General features: G+C 59.7%; 25 protein-coding genes. 8 read left to right on the top strand and 17 right to left on the bottom strand.

Annotated elements, in window-relative coordinates:
• Nucleotides 1-22 precede the first annotated feature (22 nt).
• The 5 genes from JHD62_RS12190 to JHD62_RS12170 all read left to right on the top strand — a co-directional run bounded on the left by JHD62_RS12190 (nucleotide 23) and on the right by JHD62_RS12170 (nucleotide 6,074).
• Entirely contained in the window at nucleotides 23-427 is a 405-nt protein-coding gene (locus tag JHD62_RS12190; RefSeq protein ID WP_045848214.1) for a nuclear transport factor 2 family protein, read from the top strand.
• Nucleotides 428-721: 294 nt separating this feature from the next.
• Nucleotides 722-2,401, top strand: coding sequence for an ABC-F family ATP-binding cassette domain-containing protein (locus JHD62_RS12185; RefSeq protein ID WP_199103126.1), 1,680 nt, complete (start codon nucleotides 722-724; stop codon nucleotides 2,399-2,401).
• 52 nt (nucleotides 2,402-2,453) lie between these two features.
• Nucleotides 2,454-2,978, top strand: coding sequence for a hypothetical protein (locus JHD62_RS12180; protein ID WP_199103125.1), 525 nt, complete (start codon nucleotides 2,454-2,456; stop codon nucleotides 2,976-2,978).
• A 466-nt stretch (nucleotides 2,979-3,444) separates the two neighbouring features.
• Nucleotides 3,445-4,728, top strand: coding sequence for a transporter (locus JHD62_RS12175; protein ID WP_199103124.1), 1,284 nt, complete (start codon nucleotides 3,445-3,447; stop codon nucleotides 4,726-4,728).
• A gap of 11 nt (nucleotides 4,729-4,739) precedes the next feature.
• The gene (locus tag JHD62_RS12170) at nucleotides 4,740-6,074 is read left to right on the top strand and encodes a sigma-54 dependent transcriptional regulator (protein WP_199103123.1); all 1,335 of its coding nucleotides are present in this window, start codon (nucleotides 4,740-4,742) and stop codon (nucleotides 6,072-6,074) included.
• A 44-nt stretch (nucleotides 6,075-6,118) separates the two neighbouring features.
• Here JHD62_RS12170 and JHD62_RS12165 read toward each other — a convergent pair whose 3' ends face one another.
• The 15 genes from JHD62_RS12165 to cydP all read right to left on the bottom strand — a co-directional run bounded on the left by JHD62_RS12165 (nucleotide 6,119) and on the right by cydP (nucleotide 19,718).
• Nucleotides 6,119-6,787: a hypothetical protein gene (locus JHD62_RS12165; protein WP_199103122.1), complete on the bottom strand. Its 669-nt coding sequence runs from the start codon at nucleotides 6,785-6,787 to the stop codon at nucleotides 6,119-6,121.
• 50 nt (nucleotides 6,788-6,837) lie between these two features.
• A complete protein-coding gene (locus JHD62_RS12160; protein WP_199103121.1) occupies nucleotides 6,838-7,542 on the bottom strand; it encodes a C39 family peptidase in 705 nt (234 codons plus the stop codon).
• Between the two features lie 53 nt (nucleotides 7,543-7,595).
• The gene (locus JHD62_RS12155) at nucleotides 7,596-8,414 is read right to left on the bottom strand and encodes a hypothetical protein (RefSeq protein WP_199103120.1); all 819 of its coding nucleotides are present in this window, start codon (nucleotides 8,412-8,414) and stop codon (nucleotides 7,596-7,598) included.
• Between the two features lie 64 nt (nucleotides 8,415-8,478).
• Nucleotides 8,479-9,057 (bottom strand): hypothetical protein, encoded by a 579-nt coding sequence (locus JHD62_RS12150; RefSeq protein ID WP_199103119.1) that lies wholly within the window; start codon nucleotides 9,055-9,057, stop codon nucleotides 8,479-8,481.
• Between the two features lie 10 nt (nucleotides 9,058-9,067).
• Nucleotides 9,068-9,514, bottom strand: coding sequence for a hypothetical protein (locus JHD62_RS12145; protein ID WP_199103118.1), 447 nt, complete (start codon nucleotides 9,512-9,514; stop codon nucleotides 9,068-9,070).
• 449 nt (nucleotides 9,515-9,963) lie between these two features.
• Complete coding sequence (locus tag JHD62_RS12140) at nucleotides 9,964-11,073, bottom strand: methanobactin export MATE transporter MbnM (protein WP_233160893.1); 1,110 nt, start codon at nucleotides 11,071-11,073, stop codon at nucleotides 9,964-9,966.
• Nucleotides 11,074-11,123: 50 nt separating this feature from the next.
• Entirely contained in the window at nucleotides 11,124-12,038 is a 915-nt protein-coding gene (locus JHD62_RS12135) for an MbnP family copper-binding protein (RefSeq protein ID WP_199103116.1), read from the bottom strand.
• A gap of 47 nt (nucleotides 12,039-12,085) precedes the next feature.
• Nucleotides 12,086-14,455, bottom strand: coding sequence for a TonB-dependent siderophore receptor (locus JHD62_RS12130; RefSeq protein ID WP_199103115.1), 2,370 nt, complete (start codon nucleotides 14,453-14,455; stop codon nucleotides 12,086-12,088).
• 82 nt (nucleotides 14,456-14,537) lie between these two features.
• Nucleotides 14,538-15,437: a FecR domain-containing protein gene (locus tag JHD62_RS12125; protein WP_199103114.1), complete on the bottom strand. Its 900-nt coding sequence runs from the start codon at nucleotides 15,435-15,437 to the stop codon at nucleotides 14,538-14,540.
• On the bottom strand, nucleotides 15,434-15,940 hold the full coding sequence (locus tag JHD62_RS12120; RefSeq protein WP_199103113.1) for an RNA polymerase sigma factor: 507 nt from the start codon (nucleotides 15,938-15,940) through the stop codon (nucleotides 15,434-15,436). Before JHD62_RS12120 ends, JHD62_RS12125 begins: the two co-directional genes overlap by 4 nt.
• Before the next feature lie 91 nt (nucleotides 15,941-16,031).
• Nucleotides 16,032-16,613 carry a response regulator transcription factor gene (locus tag JHD62_RS12115; protein WP_233160892.1) on the bottom strand — a complete coding sequence of 194 codons (582 nt, stop codon included), beginning with the start codon at nucleotides 16,611-16,613 and terminating at the stop codon, nucleotides 16,032-16,034.
• 107 nt (nucleotides 16,614-16,720) lie between these two features.
• Nucleotides 16,721-16,816, bottom strand: a complete 96-nt coding sequence (cydX, locus tag JHD62_RS12110) for a cytochrome bd-I oxidase subunit CydX (RefSeq protein ID WP_113023936.1) — start codon at nucleotides 16,814-16,816, stop codon at nucleotides 16,721-16,723.
• Between the two features lie 17 nt (nucleotides 16,817-16,833).
• A complete protein-coding gene (cydB, locus tag JHD62_RS12105) occupies nucleotides 16,834-17,970 on the bottom strand; it encodes a cytochrome d ubiquinol oxidase subunit II (RefSeq protein WP_199103112.1) in 1,137 nt (378 codons plus the stop codon).
• Nucleotides 17,971-17,973: 3 nt separating this feature from the next.
• Nucleotides 17,974-19,560, bottom strand: a complete 1,587-nt coding sequence (locus tag JHD62_RS12100) for a cytochrome ubiquinol oxidase subunit I (RefSeq protein ID WP_199103111.1) — start codon at nucleotides 19,558-19,560, stop codon at nucleotides 17,974-17,976.
• Nucleotides 19,557-19,718, bottom strand: a complete 162-nt coding sequence (gene cydP / locus JHD62_RS12095) for a cytochrome oxidase putative small subunit CydP (protein WP_181837159.1) — start codon at nucleotides 19,716-19,718, stop codon at nucleotides 19,557-19,559. The genes JHD62_RS12100 and cydP overlap by 4 nt, the downstream gene beginning before the upstream one ends.
• A gap of 532 nt (nucleotides 19,719-20,250) precedes the next feature.
• Between cydP and JHD62_RS12090 the strand changes: the two genes are divergently transcribed.
• A complete protein-coding gene (locus JHD62_RS12090) occupies nucleotides 20,251-20,766 on the top strand; it encodes a TlpA disulfide reductase family protein (RefSeq protein WP_199103110.1) in 516 nt (171 codons plus the stop codon).
• Nucleotides 20,767-20,795: 29 nt separating this feature from the next.
• On the opposite strand, the gene JHD62_RS12085 is transcribed toward JHD62_RS12090, so the two are convergent.
• Nucleotides 20,796-21,800, bottom strand: coding sequence for a hypothetical protein (locus tag JHD62_RS12085; RefSeq protein WP_199103109.1), 1,005 nt, complete (start codon nucleotides 21,798-21,800; stop codon nucleotides 20,796-20,798).
• 174 nt (nucleotides 21,801-21,974) lie between these two features.
• A complete protein-coding gene (locus JHD62_RS12080; RefSeq protein WP_199103108.1) occupies nucleotides 21,975-24,173 on the bottom strand; it encodes a TonB-dependent receptor in 2,199 nt (732 codons plus the stop codon).
• A gap of 257 nt (nucleotides 24,174-24,430) precedes the next feature.
• Here JHD62_RS12080 and JHD62_RS12075 point away from each other — a divergent pair, with 257 nt between their 5' ends.
• On the top strand, nucleotides 24,431-25,540 hold the full coding sequence (locus JHD62_RS12075; RefSeq protein WP_199103107.1) for an ABC transporter substrate-binding protein: 1,110 nt from the start codon (nucleotides 24,431-24,433) through the stop codon (nucleotides 25,538-25,540).
• Nucleotides 25,537-26,027 (top strand): iron chelate uptake ABC transporter family permease subunit (locus JHD62_RS12070; RefSeq protein ID WP_199103106.1); only part of this gene is annotated, 491 nt, incomplete at its 3' end. The genes JHD62_RS12075 and JHD62_RS12070, both read left to right, overlap by 4 nt.

Raw genomic sequence — 26,027 nt, 5'->3', positions numbered from 1 at the left:
ACACCAAACAAGGAATACAGCAATGTCCGGTATCGATACGGCGCAGTACGCAGCCAGGCTGACAGACTACCTGCAGGCACTGGAACAGAGCAATGTTGACGGGGTGGTGGCGCTGTTTGCCCCGCAGGCCACCATTTATTCGCCGCTGCTGGGGTGGGTCAGCCCCGCATCGTTTTACCGCAAGCTGGCCGAGGCTTCCGGCAACAGCAAGATCACCCTGCTGGACCTCTTCCACAGCAGCCAGGGCAGCCGCCGTGCCACGGCTTATTTCCGCTATGACTGGGTGCTGAAAGACCAGAGCACCGTCAGCTTTGATTGCGTGGACGTGTTCGACTTCAATGCCGATGGCCTGATTGAGAAGCTGGTCATCATCTACGACACCCACACCATCCGTGCCGATCTGGGCGACCGCTTCAGCCCGGATTGACAGACCATACACCCCACGCCCCTGCCCCGTAGGACGGAAGCCCCGGCACTATCGGGGCGTTCCGCCGCGCCATTTCCATCCCATCCCACGCCAGCGCAGTCAACAAAGCACGGAACATGACGCCGCTGACTGGCAGAAGCCTGCGCGGCGCAGGAAGCATCTGCGTATAATCCCCACTTCGCCCTCGGCCCATGTGCCTGAGGGCGGTGTTTTTTCCTGGCATTCCGTCGCGACGAAAGTAAACGCCGGGCTACCGCTTTTCGCCACCCAACCCTTGCAGCACGGCATTCCCTCATGATCATCCTGAAAAACGTGGCCTTGCGTCGCGGCACCAAAGTCCTGCTGGACAACGCAACTGTCAGCATCAACCCCGGCGAAAAAGTCGGCCTTGTCGGGCGTAACGGCGCGGGCAAGTCATCGCTGTTTGCCGTGCTCAACGGCAATCTGCACGAAGACGGTGGCGATTTTTCCATTCCCAGCCAGTGGCGCATGGCGCAAGTGGCGCAGGACATGCCGGAAACCGCGCAAAGCGCTACGGAATTCGTGGTGGAAGGCGACCTCACCTTGCTGGCGGCACGGCGCGAAGTGGCCGAGGCCGAAGCGGGTGAAGACTACATGCGCATGGCGCACGCCTATACCGCACTGAATGATGCCGGCGAACATGACGCCCCGGCGCGGGCGCAGGCGCTGATTCTGGGCCTGGGTTTCAGCGTGGCGGAGCTGGATCAGCCGGTGAACAGCTTCTCCGGCGGCTGGCGCATGCGTCTGCAACTGGCGCGGGCGCTGATGTGCCCTTCCGACTTGCTGCTGCTGGACGAACCCACCAACCACCTGGACCTGGACGCACTGGTGTGGCTGGAAGTCTGGCTCAAACAATACAGCGGCACCATGGTGGTCATCAGCCATGACCGCGAATTCCTGGACGCAGTCACCAACGTCACCCTGCATATCGACCACGGCAAGCTGGTACGCTACGGCGGCAACTACAGCAAGTTCGAGGACATGCGTGCCGAACAGATGATTCTGCAGCAGGCCGCACAGGCCAAGCAGCAGGAAAAGATGGCCCACCTGCAAAAATTCATCGACCGCTTCAAGGCCAAGGCCAGCAAGGCCAAGCAGGCACAAAGCCGGGTCAAGGCACTGGAGCGCATGGAGAAGATTGCGCCGGTATTGGCCGATGCCGAATTCCAGTTCGAGTTCAAGGAACCGGGCAGCCTGCCCAACCCCATGCTGACCATGTCGCAGGCATCTTTCGGCTATCCGGCAGCGGCAGATGCACCGGCAGGCACGCCGCCTACGGTAATTGTCAAAGGGGTGAACCGCTCGGTGCTGGCCGGCCAGCGCATCGGCATTCTGGGGGCCAACGGTCAGGGCAAGTCCACGCTGGTAAAAACGGTGGCCGAAGCATTGAAAGCCACCAGCGGCGAAATCATCCGTGGCAAGGGCCTGAGCATCGGCTACTTCTCGCAGCAGGAGCTGGACGTATTGCGCCCGGAAGACGACCCGCTGCAACACATGCTGCGCCTGGTGCGGGAAACGCCAGCCCAGCTGCGCCCGCCCGCCAACGACTGCCGCGAGCAGGGCTTGCGCAACTTCCTTGGCACCTTCAATTTCAGCGGCGACATGGTCAAGCAGGCGGTGGGCAGCATGAGCGGCGGCGAAAAGGCCCGGCTGGTGCTGTGCATGATTGTCTGGCTGCGCCCCAACCTGCTGCTGCTGGATGAACCGACCAACCATCTGGACCTGGCCACGCGCGAGGCGCTGAGTGTGGCGCTTAACGAGTTTGAAGGTTCGGTGATGCTGGTCAGCCACGACCGCGCCCTGCTGCGCGCCGTGTGTGACGAGTTCTGGATGGTATCGCGCGGTGGTGTCAGCGACTTTGATGGCGATCTGGACGATTACCAGGTTTACCTGCTGGCAGAAGCCAAGCGCCGCCGCGAAGAGGCGGCGGGCAAACGCCAGACGGCAGCATAAGCAAGGCCTTGGCAACTGGCCCGGCACAGGGCCATTGCCATGACCCATGCATATGAACCAGAATCGCGGCATGGAAATCTTCAAGGAGCGCCAGATGTCAGTCAGCAAGGGCTTTCACCGGTATGGCACCATCGCAGTGATTGCAACGGCATGCGCAGCCGGGCCTGCTGTTGCCGACAACACCGGCATGCTGGCTGCCGGTCATTACCGGGTGGAAGGTGCGTGTTCGCAAACCTTCTATCTTGGCGCCAAAGCCCGGCCCCAATGTGACCATTATCTGGGCATCAGTGCGGATGACCCTGCCAGGCCCATTTTCATCTTTCCGCTGACTGACGGCGGCGGTGCATGGTTTTTTGTCACCACCGGGCAGAATGCAGGCAGTAGCGGCCGCACCAGTTATACGGTGGGCAAGGTTTACGACAAGGCGCTGAATGCCGAATTTGCCTACCCGGCAGGCGAATGCGAAATTACCGCTGGCCCTGGCGTGCACTGCACGGTATGGAAGGATGAAAGCCGCAGCACACCGGCACGCGAGCTGATTTTCACCGGCACAGGCAACTGGATGCGTACCCGATGAAATACCCGCGCAGCCAGCCACGTCCATCATCCGCAGGGTTCTGAACCACAGCAGCCAGCAATAACAAGCCGCAGCCGGCAACCCTCTTCGCCCGACACCACACCCCGCCCGTAAGCGGGGTGTTTGCTTTTTCAGCCATCCATCGATACATGGCCCGACCGGGCTGCACTTTACCCTGTTGCAACAGCCGGTTTTCCGCCTGAAGCATGCAGCAGGGGAAAATACCATGCGGCAAATAATGTCAATGACAACTTGGTAGGGCTTGCTTTGGCTTGGGTAGCAACTAGAATGAAAAAGCAAGCAACAATTAATACAGTTTAAATTATTTCTATATGAAAAATTCAAGGGGCATCATTACTCTACCAACGTGGTAGCGGGGAAGTCTTCTTGCTGCATTCCATCCGGCTGCCAGCACAAGCCGAGGATACAGGTGGGCCAGCCGCACCAGTACGCCAAGGAAACCATCATGCAGCCGACTACCTTGCACTACACGCGAAACAGCCTGTTTCTTGCCGCAGTGTCCTTGTCTGTTCCCATGCAGGTTCATGCCGATATCAGCCTGGAAGGCCTGCAACAACAAATCAGCGATCTGGCACAAACCAACCGCCAGCAGGAACAGCGCATACGCCAACTGGAACAGCAGCTGGCCGCGCTAAGCCGCCGTGATGGCCAGCTTGCAGGCTCAGCCAGCAGTAACAACAGCGGCTTGAGCAGCAGGAATGTTGGAACCGATGCAGCCGCAAACTCCGCAGCCATGGCTGGCAACAATGGCCCGGCGCTGCCCGTGGTCAGCGACGTACCCAAGAGCGTGGAAGACATCTATCAGGAAGCCAGCGGTTTTGCCCCTGGCAAGTTCTCCATCGAACCGAGCTTCACCTACACCCATTACGACACCCGCGAGCTGGTGCTCAATGGCTTTCTGGCGCTGGATTCCATCTTTCTGGGCAATATCAACCTGGACAAGGTGGTCAGCGACAGCCTGACGCTGGACCTCACCACCCGTTACTCGCCCAGCCCGCGCTGGCAGCTGGATATCGACATCCCCTGGGTAGCACGGGACGCCACCTATTTTTCGGGCGGCGCGGGTGGATCGGCCAGCACGGTGTCCCAAGGCTCGGTACGTCAGGGGCCTACCCTGGGCGATATCAGTTTTGGACTGGGTTACAAGCTGGTGGAAGAAAACGCCGACTGGCCGGATGTGGTGTGGAGCTTGCGCGTGAAGGCCCCCACCGGGCGCAGCCCTTATGGCATCAAGCTGATTCAGTCGGCCGGCAACAACAATCTCTCGCTGCCAGACCGGCTGCCCACCGGCAATGGCGTCTGGGGCATCACCACCGGCCTGTCCTTCGTCAAGACGGTAGACCCGGCCGTGCTGTTTGCCAGCGTGGGTTACACCCATTATCTGGATGGCCATTTCAGCGACATCAGCCCCACGGCAGGGGTCACCCAGCCGGGCGATGTACGGCTGGGTGACAGCTGGAACTGGGGTGCCGGTATTGCCTTTGCACTCAACGACAAGCTCAGTCTGGGTTTGTCCTATTCACAGCAGATAGTCGGTCAGGCGCGGGTACGGCAGCAAGGCAGCGACTGGGCAAGTGTGGTGGGCAGCAGCGCCAATGCCGCCAACCTGAATCTGGGCCTCACCTATGCCTACAGCAAGCGGCTTTCCATCATTCCCAACCTGTCACTGGGCATGACTCCGGACAGCCCCAACTACGCGTTTTCGGTGAAGTTCCCCTACCGCTTCTGACGGAGTCAGCAATGAAATCGAGCAAAACACTGCTGGCGCTGGGGTCGGATGCCTTGCACCCCGTGCTGCAGGACTTGCACCAGCAGTACTGGCACATCACCCACCTGCACGATGTACAGCAACTCAAACCGCGACAGGCAGGCCCGTTCAGCGCCGGGCTGCTATTACTGGACAACAAGCTGCAACGCAAACTGGACATGCTGCAACAGCTGGGCAGTCAGCTGGATATGGAGTGGGTGCTGCTGACCGACCGTCAGCAGCTGGAGCACCCGGCGGTGCGCAGTTTCATCAATGACAGCTGCTACGACTACCACTGCCTGCCAGTGGAGAGTGCCAGGCTGGCGGTAACGCTGGGACGGCTGCACGGCAAGACCAGCCTCCGGCGGCATCTGCAACAAGAAGAAACGCCTGCAGAAAGCAAGCAGCTGGTGGGCGAACATGCCTGCATAAGGCGTTTGCGTCAGGAAATCCGCCGACTGGCGCGTGTCAATGTCACTGTCCTCATTACTGGCGAGTCCGGCTGCGGCAAAGAGCTGGTGGCCCGGCTGCTCCATCAATACTCAGACCGGGCCGATGGCCCCTTCCAGGCGGTCAACTGCGGTGGTTTGCCGGTCAATCTGGTGCAGTCCGAATTGTTCGGCCACGAGCGCGGCGCGTTTACCGGGGCGTCTTCCGGCCGGATAGGCCGTATCGAGGCGGCCCATAACGGCACGCTGTTTCTGGATGAAATCGGTGACATGGCGATAGAAGCGCAGGTCAACCTGCTGCGCTTCCTGCAGGAAGGCACCATAGACCGGCTGGGTGACAATCGCAGCCGCAGTATCGACACCCGTGTGCTGTCCGCCACCCATGTCGACCTCCCCACGGCCATCAGCAGTGGCCGCTTCCGGCAAGACCTGTATTACCGCCTGTGCGTCTGCCAGCTGCATTTGCCGCCCTTGCGCGAGCGGCGTTCCGACATTCCCCTGCTGGCCAGACACCTGCTGGCGCAAAACGCCCAGCGGCTGGCTTTGCCACACAAACGGCTGTCGTACGAGGCAATGGTCATCATGTTGCAACATGACTGGCCGGGGAATATCCGCGAGATGTCAAACCGCATCAGCCAGGGGCTGGCCATGGCCAGCGGCAAGGTCATCCGGCCGCAAGACATGGGGCTGGGCGGCATTGCCATGCCATCCCAGCGCAACAGCCTGTGCGCCATCCGTGACAATGCCGAGCGCGAGGCGGTGGAAATGGCGCTGGAGCTGCATGGCCAGAACAGCAGCCAGGCCGCGCGCGAGCTGGGCATCTCCCGTGCCACCCTGTACCGGCTGGTAAAGAAATACGGAATTGGCCTTGGCGACTAGCCAGGCCTTGCTTTCCTGCAGGCGAGGTACAGACAGGGACTGCGTCAGTGCAAACCGATGCCGGACAACATGCTGCGGCTGGGCATGATGAAGTTCATCAGGCCTGCCTGTGGCTGCAACACCAGCTGGATATGCAGGGTGTTGCTGGTGACGATGCCGTTACCGGTCAGGCGCGAGAACTGGACCAGCTGGCCCTGCCCCAGCGATTGCCCCATCTGCCCGGCACTGCCCATATCGATGCTCACTCCCAGCTGCCCGTTCAGGGTGCTGCTGCCCTGGGTAGTGGCTTGCCAGCCAGCCGGCATACTGGCCGACGCCGCACCGTCATTGATATCTATCGTGGTGATATTACGTGACACATTGCCATTACCGGCTTGCTGGTTGACCTGCACCATGCCCTGCACCGAAGCCATGCCGCCAGACAGGCTGACAGCGGCAGGATTGCCCGTACTCCCGTCAAGCGTATAGCGATTGATCACCGGTACGGCACCGGCCTGGGCAGTCAGCTGGACACCAGCCCCCTGCACCACGCCTGCGGCATTTTGCCAGGTACTGAGCATCTGCACGCCAAAACGCACAATCTGCCCGGCATCCACATAACGCCCGCGCATGCTGTCGAGCACAGCGTCATCGACATAGGCCAGCATGGCCTGTGAGGGCAAGCTGAAGCCCAGCAACAACAGCGCCGGCACTACCGTAGTCAAGGTACGCATGTGCTGCTCCCTGCCTTTGCCCGGCAATCCCGCATGCCTGCCGGCACAGGCTATAAGAAATCACTGTAAAGAAAACCGTATTCCACCAGATCGGCCGGCGACACCGGTGCCATGTTCACCATCAGCTGGCGGGCCGACAAGGGGCTGGGAAACTGGCGCAACGGCCCTTGTGGCCGGTAACCCGGCCCGGCCACCGCCAGCAATACGCCATTCCACTGCCGGGTGAAGTCCGCCATGGGAATGGCACGGTTACCCAGCGCAGGGTCTGCCACATACACCGTGTCACGCGTGGCCATCTTCAATACCACAAAGTGCTTGTAGCCATTGATGTCCAGCATGATGAGCGCCGGGATACGCAATGCAGGCAGGCGTTCGGCACCACTGACAAAGCCACTGGCGCGCAAGCCCAGCACATTCACGAAATGCTTCATGTCCAGCATGGAAAAACCCTGCTGCCGGACCACATCGGGATTGGCACCGGCCATCATCCCGGCAATGACCTGTTGCTCGTTGAGGTCCAGGCCGAATCCGTAGCGCAGCAAGGTGGTAAGCGCGGCGGCACCACAGCTGAAATCGGTTTTTTGTTCCACCACATAACGAAAGCGCAACTCGCGCAGGCTGTGCACCTGCTTGTAAACATTACCCTCGCCGGTGTAGGCAGGCAGCGCCAAGTCGGCGGCCTGGGCAAACTGCCCGCCCCCCGAACAGAACAGCAAGAGCGGAATGGATAACAGCAAGCGGATGGGAAGTTTCATGGTCGCAAACCGGCAGCACGGCCACGGGACTGCGCTGCCGGTCTCTCCAGACGTTAGTGGGTGGCGGCAACCGACAGGCTGTTGACCTGCTGGTTGGACAAGCCTGCGGCATTGTTCAGGCCGACATTGCCACTGATGTTGTTGACGGAACCGGAGATGCCCGCCGTGCTGTTAAGCGGGAAGAAAGTGGTAACCGACGTTCCCTGATTGACCTGGGTGCCACCGGCGGAAGCCGTGGCCAGCACGGCGGCACTGGCGGAGGACAGGGCAACATCGTTCTTTTGCTGGTTGCCGGCACCGGCAGCATTATTGACACTGGCATTACCCTGGATGTTGTTCACCGAGTTGGTGACGCTGGCATCCATGCTGTTGGACGTGCCGCGCATCGGCTCGGCAAAGGTGTAGGTGTTGCCATCATTCAACTGCTCGAAGGAAACCGCTGCGGCCGCACCACTCTTTTTGCCAGATACCGAGGCAATGGCCACATTGTTAGCCTGCTGGTTGAAGTAGCCGGACGCATTATTCACCCCGGCATTGCCCTGGATGCCGGTGACACTACCCTTCACCGTGGCTTTGGACGGGTCAGTCACATTCAGCTTGTTGGCCAGGTTCTTCTGTACATCATCCACCCGGGCCGAGGCCATGGCATCGGCCTTGGGATCAAACACTTCGTAAACGGCAATGCCTTCCAGATAGGCCGTACCGGTCAGGCTGACATTGGTATTGCTGTAGGTGTTGGACAGATTGTTGCTGATCTTGCTAGTGGTGGAAGACGACGGGTCGTCAGGGCGGTCTGCCCCGCCGGCATAGGCTACGCCACACACACCAACAAGAGCGAGGAAAAGCACTTTTTTCTGCAGCATTGCGGTCATGATTATTCTCCAGGCGATTTGCTTGAATGCCGGTCATCACCATGCGGGTGACAGCCGGTACTGCTCACGGATTGGCCCATTGCACGGCCACTACATTGACAGCCTGGTTGTGGCTGCCAGCAATCTGGTTCAGTTGCACCAGCCCCCGGCTACCCTGGAAGGCGGTGGGGGAAATATCGGTTCGGGTGTGGCTGTTGTCGCCGGCCACTGCCGGAGCACTACCCGCAGTACTGGCCAGCAGGCTGTCGGCAGCAGCGCTTGGCTGCGCGGTAGCCTGCGGCCGGGGAGACACGGCCAGGCTCAAGGCATTCAGGGACTGGTTTTCATTACCTGCAGTCTGATTGATGGCCATCAGCCCCTGACTGCCGGAAAAGGCCGCACCGGTAATACTGGCCGTGGCATCCGTCGTGACGGCGGTGCTGGTACCCGACGGCTGGCGGGCAAGGGAGACACTGGCATGGCCGGCCGTGGTGGACACGGCCAGGGCCTGCAGATTGCCCTGCTGATTGGCACTGCCAGCGGCCTGGTTCACCGCCAGTATCCCGTTGGCTGACTGTCCGCTGTTGTCGATCACAGCCTGCTCGGCGTGCGCCAGCGCATACCCCAGGCAACTGCCAAGCCACAACAATTGCAGGATTCGCATGCTGCCTCTCCTAGTGCGCCAAACCGCTCATGATCGGCAAAGACTGCAAGCCGGATTGCAACTGCTGGCTGATGCCTGTTGCAGCAAGCCCGCCGCCACTGCCACTCGTCCCTGAGGGCCTGGCAGCACCGGCACCGGTGACAGCGGTAAATGCCGTGACATTAAGACCTTGCAGTTGTGCGCTCTGGCTGCCCACACTGCCATGCACGGCACCCAGTACCATTTCGCCAGCCTGGCTGCTGATGCTGTCCACTTGCCGGGTGGCACCGACAATCACCGTGGCCGGAGATGCGCTCACCTCGCTGACATCGGGGCTGGGGTCGCCATGACGGATGGCACTGCGGCTGGGCACTTCCCTGCCGATGATGATGTCGCCATCCCCCGCCGCCTGTGCCAGCCCGTGCAGGGCTGAACTGGCCAGAAACAGCAGAAGCAGTTGATGGATATTCGGCTTCATCATCTGCTCCCGTCAGCTTTGACAATGCCCTCTCTAGTGCAGAAAGCATGCCAGGCGCAGCAAGTCCTTATGACATAAGGGAAATTCAGATTCTCCATGCCATCGTATTTGGACACCTGTGTCAGAACTGAAACACAAACCGGTACGCAAGCCGCCATTCCAGCTGCCGGTCCACACCCGGCGGGAAATTTGCAGAGCTTGAGGCTGGCGTTTGCAGGGCCAAACCACCCATTCCGCCTGCGCGGGTTGTATCAAACCTGAGAAATCCTGCTTGAGCCGGACTGGGGATGGTGCGGCAAGGTGATCGCCCGCTGGCAGGGAACGACCGCCCTACGATTGAGGAGGATGTGTTGCGTGGTGCGGTGACGAAGCTTGTGACCTGGGCAGCCGACAGCGTTCCGGCAGCGTGGCGATGTTTTGCAAGATGTTGGCCGATCTGGAATGAGGGACTAGCGCCGGAACGGGTCACCCAGTGCGCGCTGATGCAAAAACTCTTGCTCCGTCAGCGTACCCAGAAACGCAATGATGTCCTGCTGCTCCTGCCGATTCAGTTCGATATTGCCAATCAGCTCACTCTTGTAGGGATTCAACCTGCCATCGCCCTGATACCTGCCATGGGCAAGTTTACGGCCACCAGCAGCATAGAAGGCCAGCACGGATGGTAAGTCTTTCAGGCTGCCATCATGCATATAGGGTGCAGTAACAGCGATATTACGCAGGCTGGGCGCGCGGAACTTGCCCATGTCCTCGGCAAGGCCGGTCAGCTCGTATACCCCGCGATTGCCCTCGGGAAATGCCCCCTTGCCGTCGAGGTTGTACAACCCGGTGTTATGGAACAGCATTTCTTCCAGCCGGGTTTTGACGGATACGGTCTGGTCACTGAAATTGAAACCGCCATGACAGTGAAAACACTCGGCCTTCTCGCCAAAGAACAAGTCTTTGCCGCGCAACTCGGCGGCGCTCAGCCGGGCGCGACCTTGCAAGTAGCGGTCGTACCGGGCATTGCCTGACACCATGCTGCGCTCGAAGCTGGCAATAGCGCGGATGATATTGCGCCAGCTGATGGGCGCAGCATCCTGCGCAAACGCCTGACGAAACAGCTGCCGGTAGAGCTTATCCGCCTGCAAGCGTTGCAACACCCGCTGCTTGTTACTGTCGTTCACCCCCATCTCGACCGGATTTTCGCCAAACAAGGGCACGCTCATCTGCGTTTCCAGGCTGGTGAGTGCCGGATTCGCCCAGGTATAGCTGGCGTTCCAGGCCACATTCATCAGCGCCTGCGCGCTGCGCGCGGTGTATTCACCCGTGGAGCCGCGTGATACCGGCCGGCCATCAGTAAATGCCAGCCGCTGGATGTGACAACTGGCACACATCAGCTTGCCATTGCCCGACAAGCGCTTTTCGTAGAACAGATAATGCCCCAGCTTCACTTTGGCCTGACTCATCGGGTTATCAGCCGGCACTACCGGCGCAGCAAAACCGGCAGGCAAGCGCCATTGCCAGTTGCCCGGCAAGCTGTCCGCCGCCTGCAAGGGCGCAAGGCAAAGCAAACCCGACAAGGCCAGCCCACTGTAGGCCCTCCGCAGTCCCCACCCTCTTGCGCTCTGCTTCATGGCTGTTGCACCCGGACAAAGGCTGGCGATGTCTGCGGCAGCAAGGGCTGCCCGCGCCGATCTCCCGCCTCCAGCTGTATTTGCAACTGGGCAAACAGTGGCTTGCATTCCGGGTCGTCCATGCTGCTCATGCAACCACTGGCCCCGCCCTTGTCCTCGGCCAGATTGCTGCCGGCCAGCAAGCGGGCCACATCCAGCACCACATGGTCTTGTGCCGGGTCGAAATCCGGCAGCATCACGCTGACCCGGTTAGGGCTGAGGCAATGCACGGCACCCGCCTCGGCCGGGTTACCACTACAGCCGGTGGAGCCCAGATGCAGCGTCCACACCGCTGCGCGGCCACTGCTGCGTGCCACCCCGCCTTCCGGTAGCAGTTCCAGCTTGATGAATTTGCGCCCCACCTGCCAGCTCCAGGCCATGCTGGCGCGATCCAGCGGGGCATCGGCCAGCTCGAAATTGCCATGATTGAGGCTGACTGGCCGCCCCTGTTCATCCCGCCCTTGCAGCGGCACCCCGATGGTGAACAGCAGGCCACGGTAGTGAGCGGCGGGCACTTCCCCTTGCACGGTGTCATGCACCGGCCCGGTAGCTCCGGCATGACAGCTGCCACCGCCGGGGACGAAATCCAGCAAGGCAACATCGTGCGACTGCCAGGCATCCGCATGTAACTGCAGGGCCTGCGGCTGGCCATCATCACGCAGCAGGCGGATGTCCGACAGGTAGAACTTGGCATCTTTCAGCCGGGTGGGTACGGGCGGCTGCCCCAGTGGCAATGCAGGGCTGGCACAAGACAGGGCCTGCTCGCCCGCCTGCAAGGCAAAATGCAGGGCGACTTCCTGTCCGGCAGCCAGCCGTGGGACGGACAGCAAGCAGGCAGTCAGCAGGCCGCCATGAAAAATACGCTGCAACATGACACGGTCTCCAGCCGGGAGTCGAGGCCCCCGGCTTGCAGGCAGGCTTAGTACTTGCCGCGCAGGGTCAGCATGACATTGCGCGGTTCGCCATAGAAGTTGTAGATATTCGGCGTGCCAACCGAGGCGTAGTAGCGGGTATCAAACAGATTGTTGATATTCAGTGCCAGGCTGTAGTTCTTGTTGAACTGGTAGCCGATACGGGCATTGGCCACTACATAGCCGCTGTTTACCACCTCGTCCGACCAGCCGCGCGAGCTTTGCGCACGGCTTTGGGCAATCAGCCCGCCCCCCAGCGAGTAACCCTTCAGCCAGCCGGTATCGGCAAAGGTGTAGTTGCTCCACAGCTTGAACTGATTGCGCGGGGTCTGGATCGAGTAGGTCTTGCCCTGGTTGCTGGGGTCGGACAGATACTTGGTGGTCATGTAGGTGTAGCCAGCCGTCACGTCAAAGCGGCTGTTTACCTTGCCCTGCACTTCCAGCTCCACCCCTTGCGATTCGATTTCACCGGCATTCAGGTAGTAGTTGGAGCTGGGATAAGCCGGGTCGGCATAGGCGCGGTTCTTGTCACGGATGTTGAAGAAGGCCAGGGTCGCGCCCAGTCTGGAATCGAGGAAATCTCCCTTGGCCCCTACTTCATACTGACGACCGACGCGCGGGTCCAGCGTGGAGCCGTCGGCTTTTTGCTGGGTTTGCGGCACAAAGATATTGGCATAGCTGGCGTACAGGGTCACTTGCTGACTGAAGTCGTACAGCAGGCCGCCATAAGGCGTGACGCGATTGCTGGCCTTGGCACCGTCTTTCCAGTCGGTAAAGGTGGACGGGGCAATATTGTGCGACTTGGCCAGGAAGGTGGTGGTGCGCGCCCCCAGCAGCAGGGTGGTGGCGTCAGTCAGGTGCAGGCGACCCTGGGTGTAGAACCCGCTTTGCCGGGTATTGCTTTCGCTGCCCGAGGTGTAGTTGATGACCGGTTCGGCCAGGCTGTTACCGCTGGCATAGTCCACCCCGGAATAAGTCGGCCCGCGACCGGAACGGCCCTTGCTATTGTATTCGTCGACATTGAAGCCCAGCAGCATGTCATGCTTGCGACCCCACATTTCCAGCGGGCCGGACAGGCTCAGGTCCATACCGTCGCGGGTATAGGTGTAGTCACCGCGCATGGTGCTGTAGTCGATGGTATTGGTCAGCGGGTTCAGGCCGGACGAGGTATAGGCATATTTGTAGTACAGCTCCTGCACGCGGTGGTTCACATTCAGTTTGGCAGCCCATTCATTGCCGAATTTGTGCTCCAGCGCAGCGGACAGCTCCTGGGTGTTGTAGCTGGTGCGCCCCCAGTCAGGCGCATTGAAGGTGGAGGGCGATACATTCAGCAACTGGTAATGGCCGCTGCTATCGGTGGTGGTGTAAGTGGGCAAGCCGGACCATGGGTCTTTTACCGTCTGGTTCTGCCCGGTATAGCTGATGTCAAAGGTGGTTTGCGGACTCAGTTCAAAACGCAACATGCCGGACAACAACCACTTGTTGCTGTGGGTGTGATCGTAAAAATAGGCACGGTCTTCACTGCTGGCAATCAGCCGGCCTTGCACCGTGCCGCTTTCATTCATGGCACCGGTGACATCCCCCACCAGACGGTTGTTGCTCCACGAGCCGGTACTGGCTTCCCAACTGGCGGCAAAGTCTTTTTGCGGCTTTTTCTTTACCAGATTGACAATACCCCCCGGCTCGCCCACCCCGCGCAGTAGTCCGGCGGGGCCTCGCAGCACCTCGATGCTTTCATACAAGGGCAGATCAAACTGGTGCGAGGGCGACAGGCCGTTATACGACGTCACCCCGTCATACATCACCCCGACCGAGTTATAACCGCGAATCAGGTACTGGTTGCTCAGGGTGTCGTTGGCAATGACCGTGACACCGGTGGCCTGCTGCATGGCATCGGCCACCGTGGTCATGTGCTGGTCTTCCATTTGCTGCTTGCCCACCACCGATACCGAGTTGGCAATCTCGCGCAGGCTGACCGGTTTCTTGCCAAAAATGGCAGCCTTGTCAGCCTTGTAGCTGTCCAGTGCGCTGGCGGTCACCAGCACTTCCGGCATCAGCTGCGCATTAGCCGGATTGGCTGCCTTGACAATGATATAGCTGCCGGCCGCGGTTTTCCGGGCTTGCAAGCCACTGCCTTGCAGCAGACGGGCCAGCGCCTGCTCGGCGGACATGGTGCCATTGAGCCCGGCGCTGTGCTGACCATCCAGCTCCTGGCTGGCAAACAGCAGTTGCAGGCCGGTTTGCCCGGCCAGCCCGGTCAGGGCAGAGGCCAGGCTTTGCGGCGCAATGTTGACTGTCACATCCTGTGCCAGAGCGGCACTGGAAAACAGGGCGGAAACCAGCAGGGCCAGTCCCATGGATGGATAGCGTTGTTTCATCTTCGTTTCTTTGCTTTTGAGTGTTCATCACGGACAAGAAGGAAGACGAAACAAGGGTCAACAACCTGACATGGTTCAGCATTTATTTTTTTCTGCTCAACAAGACAGTGCCATCCGGCTGCTGCTTCGCCTGCAAGGGCAGCATGCTGGTGAGCATGCTCAGTAAACCGTCACGGTCATCGCGCTGTACGCTGCCGCTCAACAAGAGACTGGCCAGTGACGGGTCCGCCAGTCGCCAAACCTGGGCCGACTGGCCATTCACCGCCAGCAGCAAATCCCCCAGCGGCAGATGGTTGAAGGTCCAGGTTTCGTTCTGCCAGTCAAAGCTGCCCGCGGATAACGGCCCTGTCAGATGCTGGCTCTGATAACTGGCTTGCTGTCCGGCAGCCAGTTGCAGCACCTGGCCAGCAAGGCGCAGCTCCACCAGGCCTTGCTGTACATGCACCGCTACCTGATTTCCACTACGCATCACATCAAACTCGGTGCCGATATCGCGTAACTCGCCTGCCCCAGCCAGCACGCGCAGCGGGCGCGGATTGGGTGCCACCCGGATACGGGCCATACCCTGCTCCACCACTAACTGCCGCTCGCCCCAGTGATAGTCCACCCGCACCCGGCTATGGCCTCCCAGTGTCAGCTTGCTGCCATCAGCCAGGTATTGGCTGCTGCCCTGGCCATAGGCGGTGAACAGCGCCGACTGCACCGGCAAGTGCAGCAAGGTCCAGCCGCCGAGCGCCGCCAGCAACAGGCAGCCCAGGCTGGCAGCCCGGCCGCGTCGGCGCGCGGGTGCTTTGGCCAGCTGGTCCAGGGCACCCCACAGCCGGCACTGGGCAGCATATTCCTGGCGGTGTTCTTCCGCGGCATCATGCCAGCGCTGGAATTCCGCCTGCTGCTGTGGAGTCAGCCCCTCTTGCTGGCGTAACAACCAGCGGGCTGCTTCCTCTTGCAGCTGCCGCACGGCTGCATCCGGCGCAGGGCTCATGCCCACTCCAGCTGCTGGCGCAAGGCCAGCATCGCGCGGATCAACAGTTTTTCCACCGCATTGAGGCTGATGCCCAGCTCGGCTGCCAGTGTTTTTTGCGGAATGCCATCAAAGCGGAAACGGACGAATGCCTGACGACAGCGCGGCGGCAGGTTTTCAATCGACAGCCGTAGCTGGGCCAATTGTTGACGGGCCAGCACGATGCGCTCGGGAGAGGGACTTGCAGATACCTGTTGCTGGCACGACTCCAGCGGCACCATCCACCCGGCATGGGCAGCCTTGCTACGGTAATGGTCTGTCAGCAGGTTACGGGCAATGTGAAACAGCAAGGCGCGCGGCTGGTGCACGCTGTCCAGCCCTTTATCGCTTGCCAGGACACGGGCAAAGGTTTCATGGGCCAGGTCGTCGGCCAGGGCGGAACTGTCTACCTTGCCACTCAGGTAGCGGCGCAGTTCGACAATATGGTTCAGATACAAAGCAGTGATGTCGGCAGAAAAAGGCATGGCGCTAGCCAGGCTGGAAAATCCGGACATCATAGACAGCGAGCACAGGCAACGCCATGTGGCAAATTGTCACAGCCTGACTGTTTGGAAACTAGACTCCATCGTCAGCCCCAAGAGACCGCAGCAGCTCGCTGCTGCCAGACAGGGCCTGCACCACCGGAGGCGGATGCTTGGCCAGCATGCGCTGCAAGGTGCGGCGGTGCATGCCCAGCGCACGGGCGGTGGCAGAAACATTGCCGTTGTTTTCCAGCAGGATGCGTTGCACGTACTCCCAACCCAGCCGCCGTACCGACACCGGCCGTGATGAAATAGGCAGCTCCGGGTCTGGCTCGGCCTGTTCGAAGGCCTGCAGGATGTCATCCACCGAAGCGGGCTTGGACAGGTACTGGGTGGCTCCCAGCTTGATAGACTCCACTGCCGTGGCAATGCTGGCATAACCGGTCAGCACCAGAATGCGGCTGTCACTGAAATGGTTGCGCAAGGCCGGCAGCAGGTTCAGCCCGTTCTCCCCGCCCAGGTTCAAATCCAGGATGATGCGCTGGCAACTATCCGCAGCATGACTCAGCGCCTCGCGGCCATTGTGTGCCAGCAGCACATCCAGCTGACGCCGCCTGAGGGTGCGCGCCAGTACCTGGCAAAAATCGACATCATCATCCACCAGCAATACGCTCATGGCTACTCCTTCATCCATGCCTGCAACACGCGTCACAAGCAGCAACGCCAACAGCACAAAAGCGACGCAGCACACGCTGCGTCGCCCTGTACAACACTTACACTGTATCAATCATCGTGATGCAGGCTTTCCTCGATCACCGCATTGATGACCCCCATGGCCACGGCCAGCGGCAGCCCCAACATCCAGGCGAAATACCACATGATTTTGTCCTTTCGCTTCAGTAAACACTCTTGCTGTTGGTACGGATGTGCTGCTCGGTCACCTTGCCGCGCATCACGCGGTAGCACCAGGTGGTGTAGCTCAGCACGATGGGCGTGAAAATCAGCGCGGCCCAGAACATGGTGTTCAGCGTCATCTGGCTGGAGGTGGCATCCCAGGCGGTCAGGCTGGAACGTGGGTCCGAGCTGGACGGCAGCAGGAAGGGGAACAGGCTGACACCGGCAGTACCAATCACCCCGGCCTGTACCAGACTGGAAGCGATAAAGGCCAGGCCCGCCTTGCGTGCCGAAGCCAGCGCAACCGCAGCAACCGCACTGACAATGCCCAGCAGCGGCAGGGCTATGGTCAGCGGATAACGCTGGTAGTTGGCCAGCCAGGCTCCGGTGGCACGCACCACGGTTTTGGCCAGCGGATTGGACTGCGCGGCGGCTTCTCCGCCAGCGGTAATCACGTAACCATCCAGATGGCCGACCCACAGGCCGCCCAGCACAAACAGCACGATAGTCAGCACGCCAAACAGCATGGCCGCAGTGCGGGCACGTTGCGCCATCTTCTCTTCAGTGCGCAGCATCAGGTAGGTGGCACCTTGCAGCAGGATCATGCTGGCCGATACCAGACCACACAGCAGGGCAAACGGGTTGAGCAAGGCCCAGAAGCTGCCTTCGTAAAACACGCGCAGGGTGTCGTCAAAGTGGAAAGGCACGCCTTGCAGCAGGTTGCCAAAGGCCACGCCAAAGATGACCGGCGGCACGAAACCACCGACAAACAGGCCCCAGTCCCAGAAGGCACGCCAGCGCGGGTCTTCGATTTTGCTGCGGTAATCAAAACCCACCGGGCGGAAGAATAGCGACCACAACACCGCCAGCATCGCCCAGTAAAAGCCGGAAAATGCCGTGGCGTAGACAAAGGGCCAGGCGGCGAAGATGGCACCACCGGCGGTGATGAACCACACCTGATTGCCGTCCCAGTGCGGGGCGATGGTATTGATCACCACCCGGCGCTCGGTATCGCTGCGGCCAACAAAGGGCAGTAGCGCACCCACGCCCATGTCGTGGCCATCCATGATGGCAAAGCCGATCAGCAACACGCCCACCAGCAGCCACCAGATAAATTTGATTGTCGGGTAATCAAACATGACTCAAGCCTCCTTGCCAGCCAGTTGCGGCTTGCCGTGCGGGGTTGCTGTTTCTTCGTGGTAGCGGCCGGTACCCAGGCTGGCCGGGCCCAGACGGGCGTACTTCACCATCAGGAACATCTCGGCAATCAACAGGCCCGTGTAAAACAGCACAAAGCCGGTGAGCGAAGCCACCACGCTGCCTGCGGTCAGCGAAGAGGTGGACAGATGGGTCGGCAGCAAGCCATATACCGTCCACGGCTGACGGCCGTATTCAGCCACCACCCAGCCCAGTTCTGCCGCAATCCACGGCAGCGGAATCCACAGCAGCGCCCATTTGAGCAGCCAGGTTTTGCCGGCAAAGCGGTTGCGCAGCGAGAACCAGAAGGCGCAGCCAAACAGCAGCAGGAAGCTGAAGCCCAGGCCCACCATCAGGCGGAAGCTCCAGAACATCGGTACCACATCGGGAATGGTGCTCCAGGCCGCCTGGTCGATGATGGCCGGGGTGGCGGTGCGTACGTCAGCCACATACTTTTTCAGCAGCAGGCCAAAGCCCAGGTCGCCCTGATTCTTTTCGAAGGCTGCACGCAAAGCGGCATCCTGCGGTGCCTTGCGCAATGCTTCCAGCGCAATCACGGCTTGCTGACCATTCAGAACACGCTGCTTGTTACGCGCCACAATCTGGTTGATACCCGGAATCTCCTTGCTGGTGGAGCGGGTGCCAATCAGGCCCATCACATAAGGAATACGGATTTCGTAGTGATTGGTACGGTTAGCCTGGTCCGGAATGGCAAACAAGGTCAGCGCTGCTGGTGCGGCTTCGGTATTCCAGATGCCTTCAATCGCCGCAATCTTGGTTTGCTGCGATTCCGCCACGGTGTAACCGGACTCATCGCCCAGCACAATCACCGACAAGGCCGAAGCAAAACCGAAGGCCGCAGCAATACGGAAACTGCGACGGGCAAACGGCAGGTCACGGCCTTTCAGGATGTACCAGCTGGAAATGCCCAGCACAAAGCAGGCGGCGGTCACATAACCGGCGCTGACGGTGTGGACGAACTTGGCCTGTGCCACCGGGTTGAACACGATGTCCCACATCGAGCTCATTTCCATGCGCATGGTCTGGTAATTGAAATGCGCGCCTACCGGGTCCTGCATCCAGCCGTTGGCAATCAGAATCCACAAGGCCGACAGATTGGAGCCGATGGCCATCAGGATGGTCACCAGCAAATGCTTGCCGCGCGACAACCGGTCCCAGCCAAAAAAGAACAGGCCGATAAAGGTGGATTCCAGAAAGAACGCCATCAAGCCTTCAATCGCCAGCGGGGTGCCGAAAATATCCCCGACATAATGCGAGTAATAGGCCCAGTTGGTACCAAACTGGAATTCCATGGTAATACCGGTGGTCACCCCCAGCGCGAAATTGATACCGAACAACTTGCCCCAGAAGCGGGTCATGTCGCGGTAGATTTCCTGTTTGGTAATGACATAGGCGGATTCCATGATAACCAGAATCCACACCATCCCCAGTGTTAACGGAACAAACAGAAAGTGATACAGGGCAGTTACAGCAAACTGCAACCGCGATATATCTACCAGTGCTTCATTCATGGTGCTACCTCCTCGTGTTGCAACCAGTGCGTGGCTGCCTTGGTCGGCACAACGGCCGGCCGTTCACGGAAAAATGCCGACCACAACAGGGCCAGCAGAATCAACTTCACCAGCAATACCAGGACAATATCCCGGCGATAATTTTTTTTGTCTTTCATGGCCTCATGCACCTGCAATAAAAAACAGCGACACCATGCCATATAACTGGAATTGCCAGAATGCGACCAAATGTCGCAAGCTGCCAATACCCTTTATTTTCAAGTGGTTTTTCGTGTGCGACATATTGTCGCAATCAAAAAACATAGCGTAGAAATAAAAAAGCCGCCTCGGGGGGAGGCGGCACTCAACAAAGTGTTTGAAGTTTGTTTGAGGTAACAAAATGATATATCCATTGCGGGAAGATGGAAATGTGACATATTGCCGCAGAATGGCAAGCGCTGAAATAATAATGAAATGAAAATGCCCACCTGGTCAGGGTGGGCATTTATTCTGCATGGTCAGTGCAGTTAAAACATGGGTTAGCAAGCCTTGGAGTGCTTGTATTCCGCAAACCACTATAAATAAGAAATAACAAAAACAAAATGTGGCATATTGTCGCAGCAAGAATCGGCGCTACCCGGCGCTCCACCACAGACAGTGTTATAGTGCCCTGCACATCAACACATTTCACCACCGTCAGCAAACCGAAACATGCCACGTCTTTTGCATAGAGCCCTCGCCGCCCTCTCCATCATTGGCCTGCTGATCACCCTGCCCACCATGGCTGCCAGCCTGGAGGTAGGCCAGCCGGTACCGGACTTTACCTTGCACACCCTGCAGGGGCAGTCGGTCAGCAGTGCACAGCTACGCGGTCAGGTCGTCATCATCAATCTGTGGGCCACGTGGTGCAGTTATTGCCGCGAAGAAATGCCAGCGCTGCAAAACTATTACCTGCGACATCGTCAACAAGGCCTTCAGGTGTTTGCCGTCAGCATGGACGAGGCCAGCGAGGACAATAGTGTGCGCGGCATCATGCAGCAATTTGCCTATACCGGTGCCGTGGGCCGGGACAGCAAGCTATCCGGCTTTGGCCGGATCTGGCGTTTGCCCATGACTTTCGTGATTGATCGCAAGGGCATTTTGCGGCGCGATGGCAGTGTGGGAAGCCCCACTGTCGATGAGAAGGTACTGGAGGCCGAAGTCACCCCCTGGCTGCAAGCAAAATAAAACCGGGGCAGGCTGGCCCCGGTTTTTACTCAAAAGGCGAAACGCGCACCCACACTGGCGGTGTAACGCGGTGCCAGTTGCACACCATTCACTTTCTGGTAAATCGGCAACTGGACAAAGCTATACACTGTGGTTTGCTTGCTCAGCGCCAGTGACACGCCCGGACTCAGATACATCAGCGTTCCGCCAGTACTGACCTGGTCGGCATTGCTGCCATGGTCGTGAATCACATAACGCGTATTGAGCTGTAACTGCGGGGTAATGCCCTGCCACGCCATGTAACGTACCCCCACATTCACGTTGTAACCGGTGCCGGGACGATATTCGTCCACGGTATCCAGCGCTTTTTGCACCGTCGCCTGGGCAAAGTAGTCCCAGTTTTTGTTGAGCGCATCAAAGTAATACACCCCTAGAATCAGGTCGGTGGTACCGGTGCCCGGCTGCAAGCCGGGGTCAATGCTGGCACTCGTTCCGGGACTGGACGGGTCGGTAGAGGTACCGGTCTGGGTATGGCTGCCGGTGGGCAGTTTCAGGCCAAACAGCAAGCCCAGATTGTGCTGCGCGGTCAAGCCCTGATAACGGCCCAGTACCTTGATGTCGCCCAGGCTTTGGGTGTGCGAATCATATGCACCATCCGCCGGGCTGTTACCGTCGGAATTCTGCCCCAGCGTGCTGTGCTGGCGGTCGATATACGGCACTTGCACATTGACGCCCCAGGTACTGGAAAACGCATAGTCCAGTCCCAGCGTCAGGTACTGGTTACGGGTGTACTTTTCTACTTCCTGCGCATCCCCACTGGGCGTGGTCACCTGACTGGCATTGGCAGCAGAAATGCTGTGACTGCCCTGACGCAGCTGATTCTGGTTCAGGTAGTCATAGCGGATATCCAGCTTCAAACCTTCTTGCGAGGTAAAACCCTGGCTTTCCCAGTCAGAGCTAAGCGTGCAACCACAACTGGCACAGGCCAGTACCTGGCCAGAAATACCAGCCAACAGCAGGGTAGCTGCCACATGCTTCAAGGAATTGCTTTTCATTTTTTTGCCTTTGTAGGTTCAGTGAGCGCGTTGATTATCGTTTTTTTTCATCGCGGCCATACATGGACTGCGGCAAAAATCGGCAACTGCGACAATATGTCGCAGCCAAAACTGCCTGCCAATGAAAAAGCCCACCATGTTGGTGGGCTCGAAAATACAAAGAACGCTTCAGGCTCAAAACTTGTAGTTGAAGGCGGTATACAGCGAACGGGCAGGCCCCGGCACACCAACACCCCAGGCAATGCTGTTGATGCCCATCGTCGCACCCTGGCCGGTATACGCACCACCCAGCGGCAGGGTGTAGAAGCGGTTGAACACGTTGTCGATGCCCACGTCTACGCTGAACTGTTTGTTCTCGTAGCGGGTGCGCAGGTTAAACAGGCTGTAGCCGGGAGTCTTGGCTTCGTTGCGCACGGCCGAGACTTCTGTCTTGGCGCGTACGGCCTGCCATTCGGCGGTGCTGGTCCATTGCCCCAGCTTGTTCACCAGCGCCAGCTTGGCGTTGAGCGGCATGATGTTGTACAGATTGTCGCCGGTCGTCAGGTTTTCGCCACGGGTGTAACTCAGCTGGGCGGTGGCATCAAAGCTGCCATAGGCCGTGTTTTTGGCTAGCTGCAGTTTGCCGCTGACATCCACACCGTATAGCTGGGCGTTCTGGTTGACATATTGCAGCACCACATAGCCGGTGGTGGCGGTACTGCTGGCGTCGTAACGCTTGGCATCAATGTAGTTTTGCACGTAGCTGTAGTACGGGCTCAGCTTGAACTGCCACGCCTCGCCATCAGCAGCATGCCAGTCAACACTGCCGCTGAGGGTATTGGCCACTTCCGGCTTCAGGTTGGGGTTACCCACATAACCGTTACCATCACCGGCAAAGTTATTCATGATGGAGGTCATGCTGTCGGTGGCCCAGGTGTAGCGTTCGTACAGATTGGGCGAGCGCGTCTTGCGGGCAAAGGCCAGTTCATACTGCTGGCTGACTGACGGGGTGTAGCGGGTCAGCGCCGAGAAGTCGATATTGTTGTCGGTACGGGCGTGGCTTTGGGCATTGAAAGCAGCGGCGTCGCTGTCGTACATGCTGCTGTAGCCGGATACATTGTCGGCATTGGTTTTCACCTGGCTCAGGCGGGTACCGATGATGCTGCGCCATTGCGGGGCCCAGTCAGCCTGCCATTCGGCAAATACGTCCAGTTTGTCGCGCTTGCCGTTCTTGATGTTCCAGAAGGTTTCCGGCCCCATCATCATGGTGTCACCCGCTACTGGCGGCCACCAGTCATTCAACTGGTAGCGCTGGAATTCCGTTCCCAGCTTCAGCTTGTTGCCGGCATTCAATGGTAGATCCAGCGTCAGGCTGCCACCCTGGGTATGGCTGGCGGTGTCCATCGGCATGCCGATGTCGCCCATGTAATCCAGCTGCTTGTCATTGCCGAAGTCCATGTGATGACGCACATACTGGCTGTACAGCCGGGCATCCAGCTCGCCCCAGGCAAACTGGCCGTTGTAGTGCAGGTTCAGCTGGTCGCTGCTGTTGTCGGTCATGTCCATGCGCTGGTTGGCAAAGCCCTCATACGGGGTGCGCTGCACCCCCACCTTGGCTTCCAGCAGCTGGTTGTTATCGCGCCAGGCCACGCCCAGTTCGTGATTTTCAGTCTTGTAGGATGTGGAACCTACGGTAGCACCATCCATCCAGGCGCGGCCGGTAGCGGCCAGGCCGGATTTCTTGAAATCGGCTGCGGCGTCGTAGTCATTGCTGCGCGCGGTGGAACCGGTGTAGTTGATGCTGACATGGTCGTTGGCCAGGGTAGCACTGGCATTGGCACCGCGACCATCACCATTACTGCGGTAGAAGGCCCCTACTTCGCCGGTCTGCAAGATTTGGCCATCGGCGGCAAATTGCGGGGCGGCCGATTTGGCCACAATCACCCCGCCGATATTATCGCCACCGGCGCTGACCGGTGCGGCCGCGTTATACACCTGGATGCTGTCCACCTTGCTGGCATCCATATACGACAGCGGCGAGTTCATGTGATTGGGACAGGAGGCAATCAGGCTGGCACCGTCGGTCTTCACCAGCAGGCGGTCGTCGGCAAGACCGCGCAGTACCGGCAAGCTGGAAAAACCACCGGCTGCGTGCAGATTCAGGCCGGGAATGTCTTGCAACAGCTGGGCGCTGTCGCTGCTGCGCGCTGCCTGGCCAGCCAGCTGTGCCTGATTGAGGGTGCTGCCATTGGCCAAGCTGTCCGGCCGGGTGCCGTGGACCACCACCTCCGGCATTTGCTGTACTTCAGTGCTGTCGGCGGCATAGGCCAGTTGGCCAAGGGCGGACAGGGCAAGGGTGACGGCCACGACGGCCGGTTTGGTGTGGTAATGCATGTTGTTTCCCAAGTGAGCAACGGATAATCAGCCGGGCCGGTCAAACTGGTGATTGCCAGCCCTGTTATGCCAATCAGGCCCAAGCATGCTTGCCGAACGCAGTTCGGCGGCCTGGCCTGTCAATCTTGCGAGCTTACAAGCTTGCCAAGGCAAAGCGCTGTGACATATTGCCGCACCATGCTGCGACAATTTGCCGCAGCACCCTACCCCGCCCAACCCTTAAAATGACGGCCTTGTCACTTCATGCCCAAAGAATAATGACCAGCCGCCGCAGCACCTTGCTTGCCCTTTGCCTGTCCACCCTGCTGGCCCTGCCCGCCTTTGCCAAACCGCTCACCATCAGTGATGCCCTCAATCGCAAGGTAGTGGTGGATGTACCCGCCAAACGGGTAGTGCTGGGTTTCAATTTCGAGGACTTCACCGCCATCGCCGGTACCGAGGGCTGGAAGCGAGTGGTAGGCATCAGCAAAAACCCGTGGGCAGGCTGGCGTCCAGCCAACTGGGCGCTTTATCAGCAGGTGATTCCGGCACTCAACACCATGCCGGACGTAGGCTATAGCGAGGACAATACCTTTAGCGCGGAAAAGGTGATTGCGCTGAAGCCGGATGTGCTGATCCTGCCCGAGGGCAGCTTCAAGGTGCTGGGCACGGCGGTACAGCAAATCACCCAGGCCGGCATTCCCATTGTGGTGATCGACTACAACGCCCAGACGCTGGAGCGGCATCTGGCCAGCACCCGTGCCATTGGCGCGGTGATGGGCAGCAATATCCGCGCCGAAGAACTGGCGCAGCAATACCAGCGCAAATACCGTGACATCCTGCGCCGCGTGGCACTGGCCAAGGCCACCAGCAAGCCACGGGTATATGTGGAACTGGGCCGCGACGGCGCAGACACGATGGGCAATACCTACCGCGACACCATGTGGGGCAAGCTGCTGGACACCCTGGGTGCCGACAATCTGGCCAATGGCCGCATTGCCGCCAACTGGGGGCCGCTGAACCCGGAGGCCGTGCTGGCTGCGCAGCCGGACTACATCTTCATTGCCGGTTCGTCCTGGGTAAACCGCCCCAAGGCAGTCAAACTCGGATACAACCATAACGCTGCGGACGCCCGCGCCAGCCTGCAAGCCTATCTGGGCCGACCGGGCTGGAGCAGCCTGCCAGCAGTGCGCCAGCAGCATGTCTATGCCATCGAGCACGGCCTGTGCCGCAGCCTGAACGACTACACCGCCATGGCCTTTATCGCCAAGCAGCTGTACCCGGCCCAGTTTGCCGATGTCGACCCGCTGGCCGAATTGCGCCAGTACCATCAGCGCTATCTGCCTGTTGCCTATAGCGGCAGCTGGTTGCTGTCCCTCAAGCCATGAGCACGCTGAGCCTTTCGCTGGCTGGCCGCTGGCAGTCCCGGCTCAGCCAGTGTGGTTTCCTGCTGCTGGCTGCCATGCTGCTGCTGGGCAGTTTTCTGCTGGACATTGCCAGCGGCCCGGCACAGCTGAGCATCAGCCAGGTACTGCACAGCCTGCTGCAAGGTGAAGGGGGCGATGGGGTCATCGTGTGGCAAATCCGCCTGCCGGTGGCGCTGATGGCGCTGGCGGTGGGGGCGGCGTTGGGTGTGTCCGGCCTGATCATGCAGACCGTGCTGCACAACCCGCTGGCCTGTAGCTATACGCTGGGCATTTCCGCCGGTGCCGGTTTTGGTGCGGCGCTATTCATTGTGGCGGGCAGCAGCCTGGGCCTGGCCGAGGCCTGGGGCCTGCCGCTGAGTGCGCTGGGCTTTGCCTTTGTGGCAGGCAGTGCGGTATTGCTGATTGGCCGCAGGCGCGGTGGCAATGCCGAGTCTTATGTGCTGGCCGG

The organism is Aquitalea sp. ASV11 (assembly GCF_016429185.1).
GTDB classification, from domain to species: Bacteria; Pseudomonadota; Gammaproteobacteria; order Burkholderiales; family Chromobacteriaceae; genus Aquitalea; species Aquitalea pelogenes.
Note: the sequence above shows the minus strand (reverse complement) of the source record. Positions and strands in the feature narration are given on the sequence as shown.

Coding starts and splice junctions, on each gene's coding strand:
- JHD62_RS12190 (WP_045848214.1), top strand. CDS start 23: ATGTCCGGTATCGATACGGCGCAGTACGCAGCCAGGCTGACAGACTAC.
- JHD62_RS12185 (WP_199103126.1), top strand. CDS start 722: ATGATCATCCTGAAAAACGTGGCCTTGCGTCGCGGCACCAAAGTCCTG.
- JHD62_RS12180 (WP_199103125.1), top strand. CDS start 2,454: ATGAACCAGAATCGCGGCATGGAAATCTTCAAGGAGCGCCAGATGTCA.
- JHD62_RS12175 (WP_199103124.1), top strand. CDS start 3,445: ATGCAGCCGACTACCTTGCACTACACGCGAAACAGCCTGTTTCTTGCC.
- JHD62_RS12170 (WP_199103123.1), top strand. CDS start 4,740: ATGAAATCGAGCAAAACACTGCTGGCGCTGGGGTCGGATGCCTTGCAC.
- JHD62_RS12165 (WP_199103122.1), bottom strand. CDS start 6,787: ATGCGTACCTTGACTACGGTAGTGCCGGCGCTGTTGTTGCTGGGCTTC.
- JHD62_RS12160 (WP_199103121.1), bottom strand. CDS start 7,542: ATGAAACTTCCCATCCGCTTGCTGTTATCCATTCCGCTCTTGCTGTTC.
- JHD62_RS12155 (WP_199103120.1), bottom strand. CDS start 8,414: ATGACCGCAATGCTGCAGAAAAAAGTGCTTTTCCTCGCTCTTGTTGGT.
- JHD62_RS12150 (WP_199103119.1), bottom strand. CDS start 9,057: ATGCGAATCCTGCAATTGTTGTGGCTTGGCAGTTGCCTGGGGTATGCG.
- JHD62_RS12145 (WP_199103118.1), bottom strand. CDS start 9,514: ATGAAGCCGAATATCCATCAACTGCTTCTGCTGTTTCTGGCCAGTTCA.
- JHD62_RS12135 (WP_199103116.1), bottom strand. CDS start 12,038: ATGTTGCAGCGTATTTTTCATGGCGGCCTGCTGACTGCCTGCTTGCTG.
- JHD62_RS12130 (WP_199103115.1), bottom strand. CDS start 14,455: ATGAAACAACGCTATCCATCCATGGGACTGGCCCTGCTGGTTTCCGCC.
- JHD62_RS12125 (WP_199103114.1), bottom strand. CDS start 15,437: ATGAGCCCTGCGCCGGATGCAGCCGTGCGGCAGCTGCAAGAGGAAGCA.
- JHD62_RS12120 (WP_199103113.1), bottom strand. CDS start 15,940: ATGCCTTTTTCTGCCGACATCACTGCTTTGTATCTGAACCATATTGTC.
- JHD62_RS12115 (WP_233160892.1), bottom strand. CDS start 16,613: ATGAGCGTATTGCTGGTGGATGATGATGTCGATTTTTGCCAGGTACTG.
- cydX (WP_113023936.1), bottom strand. CDS start 16,816: ATGTGGTATTTCGCCTGGATGTTGGGGCTGCCGCTGGCCGTGGCCATG.
- cydB (WP_199103112.1), bottom strand. CDS start 17,970: ATGTTTGATTACCCGACAATCAAATTTATCTGGTGGCTGCTGGTGGGC.
- JHD62_RS12100 (WP_199103111.1), bottom strand. CDS start 19,560: ATGAATGAAGCACTGGTAGATATATCGCGGTTGCAGTTTGCTGTAACT.
- cydP (WP_181837159.1), bottom strand. CDS start 19,718: ATGAAAGACAAAAAAAATTATCGCCGGGATATTGTCCTGGTATTGCTG.
- JHD62_RS12090 (WP_199103110.1), top strand. CDS start 20,251: ATGCCACGTCTTTTGCATAGAGCCCTCGCCGCCCTCTCCATCATTGGC.
- JHD62_RS12085 (WP_199103109.1), bottom strand. CDS start 21,800: ATGAAAAGCAATTCCTTGAAGCATGTGGCAGCTACCCTGCTGTTGGCT.
- JHD62_RS12080 (WP_199103108.1), bottom strand. CDS start 24,173: ATGCATTACCACACCAAACCGGCCGTCGTGGCCGTCACCCTTGCCCTG.
- JHD62_RS12075 (WP_199103107.1), top strand. CDS start 24,431: ATGACCAGCCGCCGCAGCACCTTGCTTGCCCTTTGCCTGTCCACCCTG.